The sequence below is a fragment of the Type-F symbiont of Plautia stali genome, assembly GCF_059731105.1.
This window is the reverse complement of sequence record NZ_AP035909.1, coordinates 3,569,689-3,583,674: the sequence shown is the minus strand read 5'-3', so window position 1 is coordinate 3,583,674 and position 13,986 is coordinate 3,569,689. Positions and strand designations below refer to the sequence as shown.

Here is a 13,986-nt window from a genome sequence, read left to right as displayed (position 1 = left end):
TGCCGTTGCGGTAGTGCGGGCAAAGATGATTAATAAGCGCCCCGCGGAAAAGGGGCCGGCATGATTAACAGGAGTACAGGTGCCACGATTTCATATTTATTGCATGGCTGGCCTGCTGCTTGCTGCGCCTGCCCTTGAGGCGGCGACTGTGCGATTACAGGTAGACGGCTTAACCGGGGATCTGCAGCGAAATGTCAGAGCACGCCTCTCCACCATCGGCAGCGATGAAGTCTCCAATGATGGTCGCTTTCGTGCCCGCGTCTCTGTCGCGATAAAAGAAGGCCTGCGCGCGCTGGGTTATTACGAACCTGAGATCGACTTTGAATCCCGTCCTGCCCCCGCGCAGGGGGGACGGCCGGTGCTGATTGCGCACGTGAAACCGGGTCCGCCGGTTAAAATCGGCGGCAGCACCATCGTGCTGGAAGGGGATGCCCGCAACGATGCCGACTACAAAGAGTGGATAGCCCAGGGGCGTCCCAAAGTCGGCACGCAGCTTAACCACGGGCAGTACGATCGCTTTAAAAGCGGCTTCTCGAATCTCGCGCTGCGCAACGGCTACTTCGATGGCACCTTTAAAAAAAGCCAGCTGGGGGTGTCGGTCGAGCGGCATGAAGCGTTCTGGGATATCGACTACGACAGCGGCGAGCGTTACCGTTTTGGCGACGTGACGTTTCAGGGCTCGCAGATTCGCGAAGCGTACCTGCAGAACCTGGTACCGTTTGAAAAGGGCGACTACTACAGCTCGCGCGATCTGGCTGAACTGAACCGTCGCCTCTCCGCCACCGGCTGGTTTAACTCCGTGGTCGTTGCACCGGAGTTCAGCAAAGGCCGGAAAACAAAAGTGCTGCCGCTGAATGCCGTGATGTCGCCGCGCACCGAAAACACCATCGAAACCGGGGTCGGCTACTCCACCGACGTCGGCCCGCGCCTGAAAGGCACCTGGAAAAAGCCGTGGGTTAACGACAGAGGCCACAGCCTGGCGGCCAGCGCCTACATTTCCGCGCCGGAACAGCAGGTCGATCTCAGCTACAAAGTGCCCCTGCTGAAAAGCCCGCTGGAGCAGTACTACACCTTCTCCGGCGGCCTGAAGCGCACCGACCTCAATGACACCAAAGCCGACACCACGACGCTGGCGATGTCGCGCAACTGGGACAGCAGCAGCGGCTGGCAGAAAGCGGTCAACCTGCGCTGGAGCCTGGATCACTTTACTCAGGGCAGCGTGACCAATACCACCATGCTGCTCTATCCCGGCGTCAGCGTAAACCGCACCCGCTCGCGTGGCGGCCTGATGCCGACCTGGGGCGACTCTCAGCGCTACTCAGCGGACGTCTCCGATACCACCTGGGGTTCAGACGTTGACTTCCTGATTCTGCAGGCGCAGAACGTCTGGATCCGTACCCTCGGCGACAGCCACCGCTTTGTGGCGCGCGGCAATCTTGGCTGGATCGAAACCAACGACTTTGAAAAAGTCCCGCCGGATCTGCGCTTCTTTGCCGGTGGTGACCGCAGTATTCGTGGCTACAAATATAAGAACATCTCACCGCGTGATGAGGATGGCAAACTCACCGGTGCGTCAAAACTGGCCACCGGCTCGCTGGAGTATCAGTACAACGTCAGCGGCAAATGGTGGGGAGCGGTATTTGTCGACTCCGGTGAAGCGGTCAACGACATCAAACAGAGTAACGTGAAAACCGGTGCGGGCGTCGGCGTGCGCTGGTCGTCACCGGTGGGTCCCATCAAATTAGACATCGCCAGACCTATCGGGGATGACGATGCACATGGACTGCAATTTTATATAGGACTGGGGCCAGAACTATGAAGCTGTGGAAAAAGGTCCTCATCGGCATCCTGATCTTTCTGGTGCTGCTGCTGGGTGGGGTGGCATTTTTAATCGGCACCACGCCGGGGCTGCATCTGGTGCTGAATGGCGCGTCGCGCTGGGTACCGGGCCTGTCAATCAAACAGGTCGAGGGCGGCTGGCGTAACCTGACCCTCAGCGGTCTGCGTTATGAAATGCCTGGCGTCAGTGTGGATGCCGGGCAGATCCATCTGGCGGTGAACCTTAACTGCCTGCTGCATTCGTCGGTCTGCGTGAATGATATCTCCCTGCGTGATATCAGCGTGGTGGTCGACAGTAAAAAGATGACGCCTGCCGCGCCAGCGCCGGAAGAGGAGAGCGGCTCGACCAACCTCAGCACGCCCTATCCGATTACGCTGCGCCATCTTGGCCTGCACAATATCAATGTCAAAGTGGATGACACCGCGATTTCGCTGCTCGACTTTACCACCGGTCTGCAGTGGCAGGATCGTGCGCTGACGCTCAATCCTACTCATATTCAAAGCCTGCTGATTGCGCTGCCGAAAGCAGCCAAAGTCGTGAACGAACAGGTGGTGGAGCCGAAAGTTCAGCAGCCGCATCCGGCTGAGAAGCCGCTGGGTGAAACGCTGCAGGCGATGTTTGCACAACCGCTGCTGCCTGCGCTGCCCGATTTCCGTCTGCCGCTGGATATCGACATTCAGCAGATCCTGGGAGAACAGCTGCGCATCACCGGCGACACCGATATTTCGGTCAGCCGCCTGCTGATGAAAGCGAAAACTGCCGACCGGCAGATGCAGCTGACCACGCTGGAGGTTGACTCTGACCTCGGCAATCTCAGAGGCAGCGGGCAGGCGACGCTGGCCGATAAGTGGCCGGTCGATTTTGCCCTGAACGGCACGGTCAACACCGACCCGGTCAAAGGCGAAAAGATTGCGCTGAAACTTAACGGCGCGATGCGTGACGAGCTGAAGCTGGCGCTGAACCTCTCCGGCCCGGTGGATGCGCAGCTCAGCGCCGCGACCCAGCTGGCGGTGGCGGGGCTGCCGCTGTCGCTGCAGCTGACCAGCCCGAAACTGCGCTGGCCGCTGACAGGCCCGGTCGCCTATCAGGCCGATAATCTGGACTATCAGTTCAAAGGCAAAGCCACCGACTATGTGATGTCACTGCAGACCGCCGTGAAGGGGGAGTCGGTGCCACCGGCGACCGTCTCGCTGACCGGTAAAGGCAACGTTGAGCAGTTCAGTCTCGATCGCCTGCGCGTGGCTGCGCTGCAGGGCAACATCGACCTTACCGCGCTGGTGGACTGGAGCAAGGCGATCAGCTGGCGCAGCGAACTGACGCTGGCGGGGATCAATACGGCTAAACAGTATCCCGACTGGCCGGCGCGGCTGGATGGCAGAATCACCACCCGCGGCAGTCTCTATGGCGGCAGCTGGCAGCTGAGCGTGCCGCAGCTGCAGCTGAAAGGGAATGTGAAACAGAACGCTGTCACCGCAGATGGCTCCCTGACCGGCAACAGCTACAACCAGTGGACGGTGCCGGGTATTAAGCTGGCACTGGGACGCAACCAGCTGGATGTCAAAGGATCGCTGGGCGACCGTCTGGATCTGGATGCCAGCATCAATGCGCCGCAGCTCGACAATGCGCTTCCCGGTCTGGGCGGCGTCGTCAACGGGGCCATCAAAGCGCGCGGCACCCTGAAGGCACCGCAGCTGCTGGCCGATCTCAATGGCCGGGGCCTGCGCTGGCAGCAGATGCGGATTAATCGCGTTACGCTCAAGGGCGACGTGCGCTCTGAGGAACAGGTGGCGGGCAAACTGCAGCTGCGTGTCGAACAGCTGCAGCAGGATGCGCTGAACATCAGCCTGCTGACCCTGAATGCCGACGGCAATGAGCAGCAGCATCAGCTGAAACTCAACGTGCAGGGCAAACCGGTCTCCGGCCAGCTGGCGCTCAACGGCAGCTTTGATCGCCAGACGCAGCGCTGGCGAGGGTCACTGAACGACACCCACTTCGATACGCCGGTGGGCGAATGGCGACTGACCCGTGCGATGGCCATCGACTATCTCAACAGCCGTCAGACGGCGACCATCGGACCGCACTGCTGGCAGAACCCCAATGCCCGCCTCTGCGTACCGGAACCGGTTGAGGCGGGCCCGGAGGGGCATGCCCATGTGGTGCTGAACCGCTTTGACCTGGCGATGGTGAAACCCTTTATGCCGGATGCCACCCAGCTCAGCGGCCTGTTCAGCGGCGACGTGCGCGTCAACTGGACGGCTGACGGGGCGCTGCCGACCGGAACGGTCGCGCTGAAGGGCAACGGCGTCAAGGTGGTGCAGGATGTGCAGGGCAATAACCTGCCGATCGCCTTTGATACGCTGAACCTCAATGCCGCACTGCGAAACGGTCGCGCGCAGCTCGACTGGCTGATCCGCATTGCCGGTAACGGGCAGCTGGATGGCAACGTGCAGATCGACGATCCGCAAAGCCGCCGCACGCTGGGCGGTAACGTCAACATCCGCAACGTCTCACTGGCGATGCTCAACCCGGCGCTGATGCAGGGCGAGAAGATCAAAGGCAGCCTCAACAGCAGCCTGCGTCTTGGCGGCAGCGTGCAGCAGCCGCAGGTCTATGGCCAGCTTGGCCTGACCGGGGTGGATGTGGATGGCAACTTTATGCCGGTTGACCTCACGGCCGCCAGCCTCAACCTGGTGTTCAATGGCATGAGCTCCACCCTGAACGGGCTGGTGCAGACCAGCCAGGGAAACATCAACCTCAGCGGTAATGCGGACTGGAGCCAGCTCGACAACTGGCGCGCCCGCGTCGCCGCGCAGGGCAGCCGGGTTCGCGTCACGGTGCCGCCGATGGTGCGCATGGATGTCTCGCCGGATCTGGTCTTTGAAGCGACGCCTGCCGCCTTTAACCTCGATGGACGGGTCGATATTCCGTGGGCGCGTATCACGGTGCAGGAAGTGCCGGAGAGCGCCACGGGCGTTTCGTCGGATGAGGTGATGCTGGATAAACAGCTGAAGCCGATTGCGCCACAGACTGCGGCGATTCCGATCAACAGTAATCTGGTGATCCATGTCGGCAACGATGTGCGCCTCTCCGCCTTTGGTCTGAAAGCGCGACTGAATGGCGACCTGAAGCTGGTGCAGGATCGGTCAGGCCTCGGCTTGAACGGTCAGATCAACATCCCGTCCGGCCGCTTCCACGCTTACGGTCAGGATCTGATCGTGCGTAAAGGTGAACTGCAGTTCGCCGGCCCGCCGGATCAGCCCTACATCAACCTGGAGGCGATTCGTAACCCGGATGCCACCGAAGATGGCGTCACCGCGGGTCTGCGCGTCACCGGCCTGGCGGATGAGCCGAAAGCGGAAGTCTTCTCCGACCCGGCGATGTCGCAGCAGGAGGCGCTTTCTTACCTGCTGCGCGGTCAGGGACTCGGCAAAGATGGCGACAGTAATGCCCTCACTTCTGCGCTTGTGGGCTTAGGGGTTGCACAAAGTGGGCAGGTTGTGGGTAAAATCGGGGAGACTTTCGGTGTCAGTAATCTGGCTCTTGATACTGCGGGTGTTGGCGACAGCCAGCAGGTGCAGGTCAGCGGCTATGTACTGCCGGGTCTGCAGGTAAAATACGGTGTTGGCATATTTGATTCACTGGCGACGTTAACCTTGCGTTACCGCCTGATGCCCAAACTCTATCTGGAAGCCGTGTCCGGTGTGGATCAGGCTCTCGATTTGCTCTATCAGTTTGAGTTTTAGCAATGCGAATAATTGTCTACGGCAGTTTACGGCGCAAACAGGGAAACAGTCACTGGATGACGAATGCGCAGTGGCTGGGTGATCACCAGATTGAAGGCTTTGAGCTTTACAGTCTGGGCCATTATCCCGGCGTTATTGAGGGCAACGGCGCGGTACAGTGTGAAGTGTACCGCATTGATGCCTCAACCCTTGCGGAGCTGGATGCGCTTCGCACCAAAGGGGGAGAGTACAAACGTTTTCTGACTCAGACGCCGTTTGGCAGTGCATGGCTTTATGTCTATCAACGCTCAGTGGCAGGACGCCAGCGCATTACGAGCGGCGACTGGCTGAAGCGCGATGCGGAGCCAGAGGCCTGAACAAAAACACCGTCCTGATGGACGGTGTTTTTTTTCGACTCACAAACGGGCAGCAGGCTTATTTCTTCTGTGCGCGCTCGAAAGAGGAGATGATTTCGGCTTTCGCGGCTTCGGCGTTATCCCAGCCATCCACTTTCACCCATTTGCCTTTTTCCAGATCTTTGTAGTGCTCAAAGAAGTGGGTGATCTGCGCACGCAGCAACTCTGGCAGGTCGTTCACATCTTTGATGTGATCGTACTCTTTAGAGAGTTTGGTGTGCGGCACGGCAACCAGTTTGGCATCTTCGCCAGACTCGTCGGTCATTTTCAGTACGCCAACCGGACGGCAGCGGATCACGGAGCCCGGTACCAGTGGGTACGGGGTCGGAACCAGTACGTCAACCGGGTCACCATCCAGAGAGAGGGTGTGGTTGATATAGCCGTAGTTGCACGGATAGAACATCGCGGTAGACATGAAACGGTCTACAAACAGGGCACCAGACTCTTTATCAACTTCATATTTGATCGGATCAGCATTCGCTGGGATCTCAATGACAACGTAGATATCTTCTGGCAGGTCTTTACCTGCTGGCACCTGGTTCAAACTCATCGGGTATTCCTTCAGTAGTCGTATGTTGAGTGTCGGCTATTATAGCCAACTGACTCTGAAAGTATGCCCTCTTTTTGGCGTTTCGGAATGCGCCCTAAGGCTACTTCGCCGACACAAACAGCGAAACGATTCCTGCGGCTATCAGTGGCCCTACCGGCACGCCACGGAAGAACGCCACGCCAATCACCGTACCAATCAGCAGGCCCCCGATAACTGACGGCTGAACGCTCATAAAACTGACGCCACGACCGCCGAGCCAGGCAACAAAAATGCCCACCAGGATAGCCACAATCGACTTCCAGCTGGCAAAGGATTTGATCAGCGCAGCGGCCGGCAGAGAGCCGCTGGCCAGCGGGGCCATCACGGCCACCGTCAGGATAATGATGCCTAAGGTAATGCCCTGTTTTTCCACGTAGGGAAAGAACTGTGCCAGCGGGGTTACTTTGATTGCCAGCAGCACCAGAATCGACAGGGTGACCGCGTTGTTGTGCACGAAATAGCTCAGCACGGCGAGGCCAATCAGAATAAGCGTTGAAGCGTAAGCGGCCATGGTTTCTCCCTGAAGGTCAGTGAACGCGCCAGCCTCAGCCAGCGCAAAATCGGGTCAGATCAGCAGTCGTCGGGGTTAGCGCAACTGCCCCTTGCCATCGCCTGCAGCATCTGCGCCTGATTGCGCACCAGGCTCAGACGCTGGGCGCTCAGCGCCACACTGCCCAGAGAGCCCTGTGAACTGAGCTGGCTGTAGCCCGCCTCAAGCCAGCTGTCCCGATAGCTCAGCCAGGCGCGCTGAGCAGCACGCAGTTTATTCCGGGGTTCGCCGGTGAGGGTTTTCATCAGCCTGCCGTACTCCTTATTCATCGCCTGATCCCAGGCCTGAGTGGCGGCAGCGTAACACTGGTTCATGTCCAGCGTGGTCCGGGCGTTATTCAGGCAGCGGTCGAGCGAGGCATCTGACGGCAGATCCCCCGCTATCGTCACCGTGCTGGTCAGCAGCAGCGTCAGAAACAGGCCTGCTTTCATCGTGTTTCTCCGGGTCGGGGGTAAGCGGCGATTAGCTTGATTGATGTTTCCGTGATGATCAAGCTGTTAACACTCAATCAGGGTTAAAGTTTCGTTCCGTTACTGCCGATATCTGTTCCGTTTTAGGGCCGCTGGACATTTCGCCTATTCTCATAAACGGAAACGATCAAGATGAAACAGTTATCACTTCGCACGGGGTTGCTGGCACTGCTGGCATTTATGACACTGCTGCTGTTGGCGGTGAGTTTTATGGGTATTGTGGCAATTAACAAAGGGAACCGCTCGCTGGATGTTATCAACCGCATTCAGGGGATCGAGCTGAACAGTCTTTATCAGAGCAATGCAGATTTAATGCGGGCCCGCGCTAACGCGGCGCTGGCGGTACGAAAAATTGAAATCGGCATGCTGGAAGAGGGCGCCGCCGTCACCCGACTGTCGCAGGCGGATGTCGACTCCTCCCAGCAACAGCTCAAGCGCTTTATCGATGCCGGAACGGTAACGGCACACGGTAAAATGCTGGCGGATGCGATTTCAGCCAGCTACAAGGCCTATCTGGACCAGGGCATCAAGCCGATGATGAGCGCCCTGGACAAGCAATACACCGACGAGTATTACCAGCTGCTGGAAGGCAACCTGGCGACGCTGGCGGCCAGCTACAACAAGGCGGTCACGGACTTCAGCCAGTTCGCCGATCAGGTCACGGCGGCGCAGCTGGTGCAGGCGGCCCATAACGAAACCAAAATGAAAATCCTGATCGCCGTGGCGGTGGCCTTAACCCTGCTGCTGCTGGTGCTCGCCTGGCAACTGCTGCGCCGGATGCTGCTGCAGCCGCTGGATAGCGCGATTGTGCATCTTGAACAGATCGCAGCGGGCGATCTCTCTCAGGTGCTGCCGCCGTCCAGCAACAACGAGCTGGGACGCCTTAACCATGCACTGACCGGGATGCAGCAGTCGCTGCGTCACTCCGTCAGTCAGGTGCGTGAGGCGAGTATGCAGATTGACCTCGGCAGCCGTGAACTGGCCGCCGGCAACGTCAACCTGTCACAGCGTACGGAAGAGTCTGCCGCTTCGCTTGAGCAGACGGCGGCCAGCATGGAGCAGCTGACGGCAACGGTGCGGCTTAACGCCAGCAACGCTCAGCAGGCCCATCAGCTGGCGAATGCGGTCTCCGATACCGCCGACCGCGGCGCGGAGGTGGTCTGCTATGTGATGGAAAAAATGCATGAGATTACCGACAGCGCCAATCGCATCGGCGATATTCTCAGCGTGATCGACGGCATCGCGTTCCAGACCAACATCCTGGCACTCAACGCTGCCGTTGAAGCGGCACGTGCGGGCGAGCAGGGCCGTGGCTTTGCGGTGGTGGCGAATGAAGTGCGTACGCTGGCGCAGCGCAGTGCTAATGCAGCCAAAGAGATCCGCACGCTGATCAGCGATTCACAGTCGCGGGTCAAAGAGGGCAGTGAGATGGCGACGCGCGCCGGGGAAACCATGGATGAGATTTCCGGTGAGGTGATGCGCGTGACCTCACTGATGAAGGAGATCTCCATGGCGTCTGACGAGCAGAGTCGTGGCATCGAGCAGGTGAATCTGGCGGTCACGCAGATGGACGTGGCGGCGCAGCAGAACGCGGCGCTGGTGGAGCAGGCGAAGGCCGCGACCGAGTCGCTGGAAGCGCAGTCCGATCAGCTTCAGGCAACCATGGCGCAGTTCAGACTGCAGCCAGCGTGATAAAAAAAGGGCGCGATGATCGCGCCCTTTTTTATCTCTGCCGCATTAGCCCTGACGGCAATCCGGGAACTCAGCCAGGAAACGCTCAACGTCGTTGACCATCGCCTCGTTGCCGCAGTAGAACGGGCAGCGCTGATGCAGCGTGACCGGTGGAATGTCCAGAATACGTCTCTGACCGTCGCTGGCTTTACCGCCTGCCTGCTCTGCCAGGAATGCCATCGGGTTGCACTCATAGAGCAGACGCAGCTTGCCCTGAGGATGGCTGGCGGTGCTTGGGTAGAGGTAGATGCCGCCTTTCAGCAGATTACGATGGAAATCCGCGACCAGCGATCCGATGTAACGTGAGGTGTAAGGACGGTGCGTTGGCAGATCCTCTTCCTGACAGAACTTCAGATATTTCTTCACGCCCTGCGGGAAACGAATGTAGTTACCTTCGTTGATGGAGTAGGTGTAACCGGTCTCCGGGTAGGTCATACGTTCATGGCTGAGGCAGAAGACACCCAGCGACGGATCGTAGGTAAAGGCATGCACGCCTGCACCGGTGGTGTAAACCATCATGGTGGAGGAGCCGTAAACCACGTAACCGGCCGCGACCTGTTTGTTGCCGGGCTGCATGAAATCCGCTTCAACCACCGGGGTGCCCGGTTCGCTGACGCGATGATAGATAGAGAAAATGGTGCCGACAGAGACGTTAACGTCGATGTTAGATGACCCATCCAGCGGGTCCATTAACACCACATACTTGCCGTTCTCCTCACCTTCGAAGATGACGAACTCGTCTTCTTCCTCAGACGCGATACCGGCGACGATGCCACGTGCTTTCAGTGCGGCCTTCAGTTTTTCGTTGGCAAACAGATCGAGCTTCATCTGCTGTTCACCCTGAACATTTTCCACACCACTGGCACCGAGGATATCCACCAGACCGGCTTTATTGATGTCGCGGTGGATAATTTTGGCACCCAGCTTGATAGCTGAGATCAGCGCCGTCAGTTCCCCTGTGGCGTGCGGAAAGTCGTGCTGCTTCTCGACGATAAATTCGCCCAACGTTTTCATAACACATTCCCTGAATCTGCGATGGAGTGGCAGCACGCGTAACAGTCTGCCAACGGATGCGTACGCAGTTTAGCCGATTGAACTTCAAAAACCATAGTCCTAATCCGTTTCTTCCGTCTGCGAGCAGGGTTACACTGTGCGCCGAACTTTAGAGTAATGGATCACGTTATGCGCATTCACATCCTCGGGATTTGTGGCACTTTTATGGGCGGTCTGGCCGTGCTGGCCCGTTCACTTGGTCATCAGGTGACCGGTTCAGACGCCAACGTTTACCCGCCAATGAGCACATTGCTCGAACAGCAAGGCATTGAATTAACAGAAGGTTACGATGCGAGCCAGCTCGACCCGGCCCCTGACCTGGTGATTATCGGTAATGCGATGACGCGCGGTAATCCCTGTGTGGAAGCGGTGCTGGAACGCAACATTCCTTACCTCTCCGGCCCGCAGTGGCTGCACGATTTCGTGTTACGCGACCGCTGGGTGCTGGCGGTGGCGGGAACCCACGGGAAAACCACCACAGCCGGCATGGCAGCGTGGATTCTCGAGGCCTGCGGCCTGGAACCCGGCTTCATTATTGGTGGGGTGCCAGGAAACTTCGATGTCTCGGCAAAATTAGGAAAAAGTCCATTCTTCGTCATTGAGGCGGATGAGTATGACTGTGCCTTTTTCGACAAGCGTTCCAAGTTTGTCCATTACTGCCCGCGTACCCTGATCCTCAACAACCTTGAGTTCGATCACGCTGATATCTTTGACGACCTGCGGGCGATCCAGAAGCAGTTCCACCATCTGGTCCGGATCGTGCCGGGTCAGGGCAAGATCCTGCTGCCGGAGCATGACGCCAACATCAGGCAGGTGATGGCGATGGGCTGCTGGAGCGAGCAGGAGAGCGTGGGCGACCACGGGCGCTGGCAGGCGAAGAAGCTGACGCCCGATGCCTCGCACTGGGAAATCTGGCTCAATGGCGAGAAGGTCGGCGAGGTGAACTGGGCGCTGGTCGGCGAACACAATATGCATAACGGGTTGATGGCAATTGCCGCCGCGCGTCATGTGGGTGTGAAACCGGAAGATGCAGGCCAGGCGCTGAACAGCTTTATCAATGCGCGTCGCCGGCTGGAGCTGCGTGGCGAAGTGAACAGCATCAAAGTGTATGATGACTTTGCGCACCATCCGACCGCGATTCTGGCAACGCTGGCGGCCCTGCGCAGCAAGGTTGGCGGCAGAGCGCGCATTCTGGCTGTCCTGGAACCGCGCTCGAATACCATGAAGATGGGCGTCAGCAAAAACGATCTGGCGCCGTCACTGGCACGAGCGGATGAGGTCTTTCTGTTCCAGCCGCACCACATTCCGTGGCAGGTTTCTGACGTCGCCGAAGCGTGCATTCCGCCTGCGCACTGGAGCGCAGATATCGATACGCTGGTCGAGATGGTGGCGAAAGCCGCACAGCCAGGCGACTCGATTCTGGTGATGAGCAACGGCGGGTTTGGCGGCATTCACCAGAAGCTGCTGGACAGACTGGCCTGAGATGACGGGCGCCCGTAACGGGCGCTCATTTTCCGGTGACGTTCTGACGTGCTTCCTGCTACCGGCCACGACAGACCGGCTATCCGGGCTATCAGGCTTCGGCCAGTTCGCGCAGGTACTGGAAAATCTGACGGGCTGACTTCGGCGGCTTGTTGCCCGCTTTCTCTTTCTGCGCGTTGCGGATCATACTGCGCAGCTGCTGACGGTCGGCGTCAGGATAGAGTGCAATCACGTCGCTGATCGCCTCATCGCCCTGTTCAATCAGACGATCGCGCAGCATTTCCAGTTTATGGAACAGCGCAACCTGCTGGTTGTGGCGGTTCTTGAGCTTGTCCAGCGCAACGCGGATCGGCTCGACATCAATACTGCGCAGCAGTTTACCGATCAGCTGCAGCTGACGGCGACGGCCCTCTTTCTTAATACGCTGCGCCAGTTCGATCTCGGTGCGCAGGCGCTCATCCAGCGGGATCTTATCCAGCGAGTTTTTACCCAGTTCTACCAGTTCGGCGCCCAGGCGTTTTAACTCTTCGGCATCGCGTTTAATTTCACTCTTACTGACCCAGATAATCTCTTCATCTTCCTGTTCGTCATTATCTGGCACATCGTCGAGCCACTCATCGGGCTGTCTGGTCATTTCCGGGCTCCCAAAAAAAAGAGGCTAATCCTACCAGTTTATCGGGTGACTGCGAAATTGTTCTCTGACTCTGATAGACTCAAATCATTCACACATAAGATTAGACGGCAGGTCGATGAACGTATCTACTCAGGTTGCAGAACAGCGAAAAGTACTGGAGCAGGCGATTGCGCAGGCACTTGAACTGGCTAAAGCAAGCACTGACAGCGCGGAAGTAGCGGTCAGTAAAACCACCGGCATCGGGGTCAGCACCCGCTATGGCGAAGTGGAAAACGTCGAATTCAACAGCGACGGTGCGCTGGGCATCACCGTCTATCATCAGAACCGTAAAGGCAGCGCCTCATCGACCGACCTCAGCCCGGACGCGATCAAACGTACCGTGCAGGCGGCGATCGATATTGCGCGCTACACCTCGCCCGATCCCTTTGCCGGCCCGGCGGATGCGGCGCTGCTGGCCTATGATGCGCCAGACCTGGATCTCTACCATCCGTGGGAGATCGATGCCGACCGCGCCATTGAACTGGCCGCGCAGGCTGAAGAGGCTTCACTGCGCGCAGACAAGCGTATCACCAACACCGAAGGCGGCAGTTTTAACAGTCATGTCGGCATCAAGGTGTTCGGTAACAGCCACGGCATGCTGCAGAGCTACTGCTCAAGCCGTCACTCGCTCTCCAGCTGCGTGATCGCCGAGCAGGATGGCAACATGGAGCGCGACTACGCCTACACCATCGGCCGCGCGTTTGAGGATCTGAAAAGCCCGGAGTGGGTCGGCGCAGAGTGCGCGCGTCGCACGCTCTCCCGTCTTGCCCCGCGCAAACTTCCGACCATGAAAGCGCCGGTGATTTTCGCCTCTGAAGTGGCGACCGGCCTGTTTGGTCATCTGGTCGGGGCGATCAGCGGCAGCAGCGTTTACCGGAAATCAACCTTCCTGCTGGATGCGATGGGTCAGCAGATCCTGCCGGAGTGGCTCACCATCAGTGAGCAGCCGCACCTGCTGAAAGGTCTCGCCTCGACGCCATTCGACAGCGAAGGGGTGCGCACCCAGGCGCGCGACATTATCCAGGCGGGCGTCCTGCAGACCTGGCTGTTAACCAGCTACTCCGCCCGTAAACTGGGCCTGACCAGCACCGGTCACGCGGGTGGCATTCACAACTGGCGCATTGCCGGTCAGGGCCACAGCTTTGACGATCTGCTCAAGCAGATGGGCACCGGTCTGGTGGTCACCGAACTGATGGGACAGGGTGTCAGCGCCATCACCGGTGACTACTCGCGCGGTGCGGCAGGTTTCTGGGTCGAAAATGGCGTGATTCAGTATCCGGTCAGTGAAATCACCATCGCCGGAAATCTCAAAGAGATGTGGCGCAATATGGTGACCATCGGCGACGATATCGAAACCCGCAGCAATATTCAGTGCGGTTCAGTCTTACTGCCTGAAATGAAGATAGCGGGACAATAACGACGCATTCCTGAAGCAGCCTGTTGGCTGCTTTTTTTTCGTC

The 13,986-nt window shown here is 58.6% G+C and carries 11 protein-coding genes; 6 read left to right on the top strand and 5 right to left on the bottom strand.

Annotated features, from left to right (window positions below; translation table 11 throughout):
- The first annotated feature begins 79 nt into the window (after window positions 1-79).
- From tamA to AC6I7A_RS16995, 3 genes are read left to right on the top strand one after another with little or no spacing between them, the layout of a single operon-like run.
- On the top strand, window positions 80-1,819 hold the full coding sequence (tamA, locus tag AC6I7A_RS17005) for an autotransporter assembly complex protein TamA (RefSeq protein ID WP_046102599.1): 1,740 nt from the start codon (window positions 80-82) through the stop codon (window positions 1,817-1,819).
- Window positions 1,816-5,583: an autotransporter assembly complex protein TamB gene (tamB, locus tag AC6I7A_RS17000; protein ID WP_058956509.1), complete on the top strand. Its 3,768-nt coding sequence runs from the start codon at window positions 1,816-1,818 to the stop codon at window positions 5,581-5,583. The genes tamA and tamB overlap by 4 nt, the downstream gene beginning before the upstream one ends.
- Before the next feature lie 2 nt (window positions 5,584-5,585).
- Window positions 5,586-5,939: a gamma-glutamylcyclotransferase family protein gene (locus tag AC6I7A_RS16995; RefSeq protein WP_009087429.1), complete on the top strand. Its 354-nt coding sequence runs from the start codon at window positions 5,586-5,588 to the stop codon at window positions 5,937-5,939.
- A 58-nt stretch (window positions 5,940-5,997) separates the two neighbouring features.
- Here the strand turns inward: AC6I7A_RS16995 and ppa are convergent, their stop codons facing one another.
- The 3 genes from ppa to AC6I7A_RS16980 form a co-directional block, all read right to left on the bottom strand.
- On the bottom strand, window positions 5,998-6,528 hold the full coding sequence (ppa, locus tag AC6I7A_RS16990; protein ID WP_009087427.1) for an inorganic diphosphatase: 531 nt from the start codon (window positions 6,526-6,528) through the stop codon (window positions 5,998-6,000).
- Between the two features lie 100 nt (window positions 6,529-6,628).
- The gene (locus AC6I7A_RS16985; protein WP_046102597.1) at window positions 6,629-7,078 is read right to left on the bottom strand and encodes a DUF441 domain-containing protein; all 450 of its coding nucleotides are present in this window, start codon (window positions 7,076-7,078) and stop codon (window positions 6,629-6,631) included.
- A gap of 59 nt (window positions 7,079-7,137) precedes the next feature.
- Window positions 7,138-7,548 (bottom strand): lysozyme inhibitor LprI family protein, encoded by a 411-nt coding sequence (locus AC6I7A_RS16980; RefSeq protein ID WP_058956508.1) that lies wholly within the window; start codon window positions 7,546-7,548, stop codon window positions 7,138-7,140.
- A gap of 171 nt (window positions 7,549-7,719) precedes the next feature.
- On the opposite strand from AC6I7A_RS16980, the gene AC6I7A_RS16975 reads away from it, so the two are divergent.
- On the top strand, window positions 7,720-9,279 hold the full coding sequence (locus AC6I7A_RS16975; RefSeq protein WP_009087420.1) for a methyl-accepting chemotaxis protein: 1,560 nt from the start codon (window positions 7,720-7,722) through the stop codon (window positions 9,277-9,279).
- A 45-nt stretch (window positions 9,280-9,324) separates the two neighbouring features.
- Here the strand turns inward: AC6I7A_RS16975 and fbp are convergent, their stop codons facing one another.
- Window positions 9,325-10,332 (bottom strand): class 1 fructose-bisphosphatase, encoded by a 1,008-nt coding sequence (fbp, locus tag AC6I7A_RS16970; RefSeq protein ID WP_009087416.1) that lies wholly within the window; start codon window positions 10,330-10,332, stop codon window positions 9,325-9,327.
- 168 nt (window positions 10,333-10,500) lie between these two features.
- Here fbp and mpl point away from each other — a divergent pair, with 168 nt between their 5' ends.
- Window positions 10,501-11,853, top strand: coding sequence for a UDP-N-acetylmuramate:L-alanyl-gamma-D-glutamyl-meso-diaminopimelate ligase (gene mpl, locus AC6I7A_RS16965; RefSeq protein WP_058956507.1), 1,353 nt, complete (start codon window positions 10,501-10,503; stop codon window positions 11,851-11,853).
- Between the two features lie 91 nt (window positions 11,854-11,944).
- Here mpl and yjgA read toward each other — a convergent pair whose 3' ends face one another.
- Window positions 11,945-12,487: a ribosome biogenesis factor YjgA gene (yjgA, locus tag AC6I7A_RS16960; protein ID WP_009087413.1), complete on the bottom strand. Its 543-nt coding sequence runs from the start codon at window positions 12,485-12,487 to the stop codon at window positions 11,945-11,947.
- A 115-nt stretch (window positions 12,488-12,602) separates the two neighbouring features.
- On the opposite strand from yjgA, the gene pmbA reads away from it, so the two are divergent.
- Window positions 12,603-13,943, top strand: coding sequence for a metalloprotease PmbA (gene pmbA, locus AC6I7A_RS16955; RefSeq protein WP_009087411.1), 1,341 nt, complete (start codon window positions 12,603-12,605; stop codon window positions 13,941-13,943).
- Window positions 13,944-13,986: the final 43 nt, after the last annotated feature.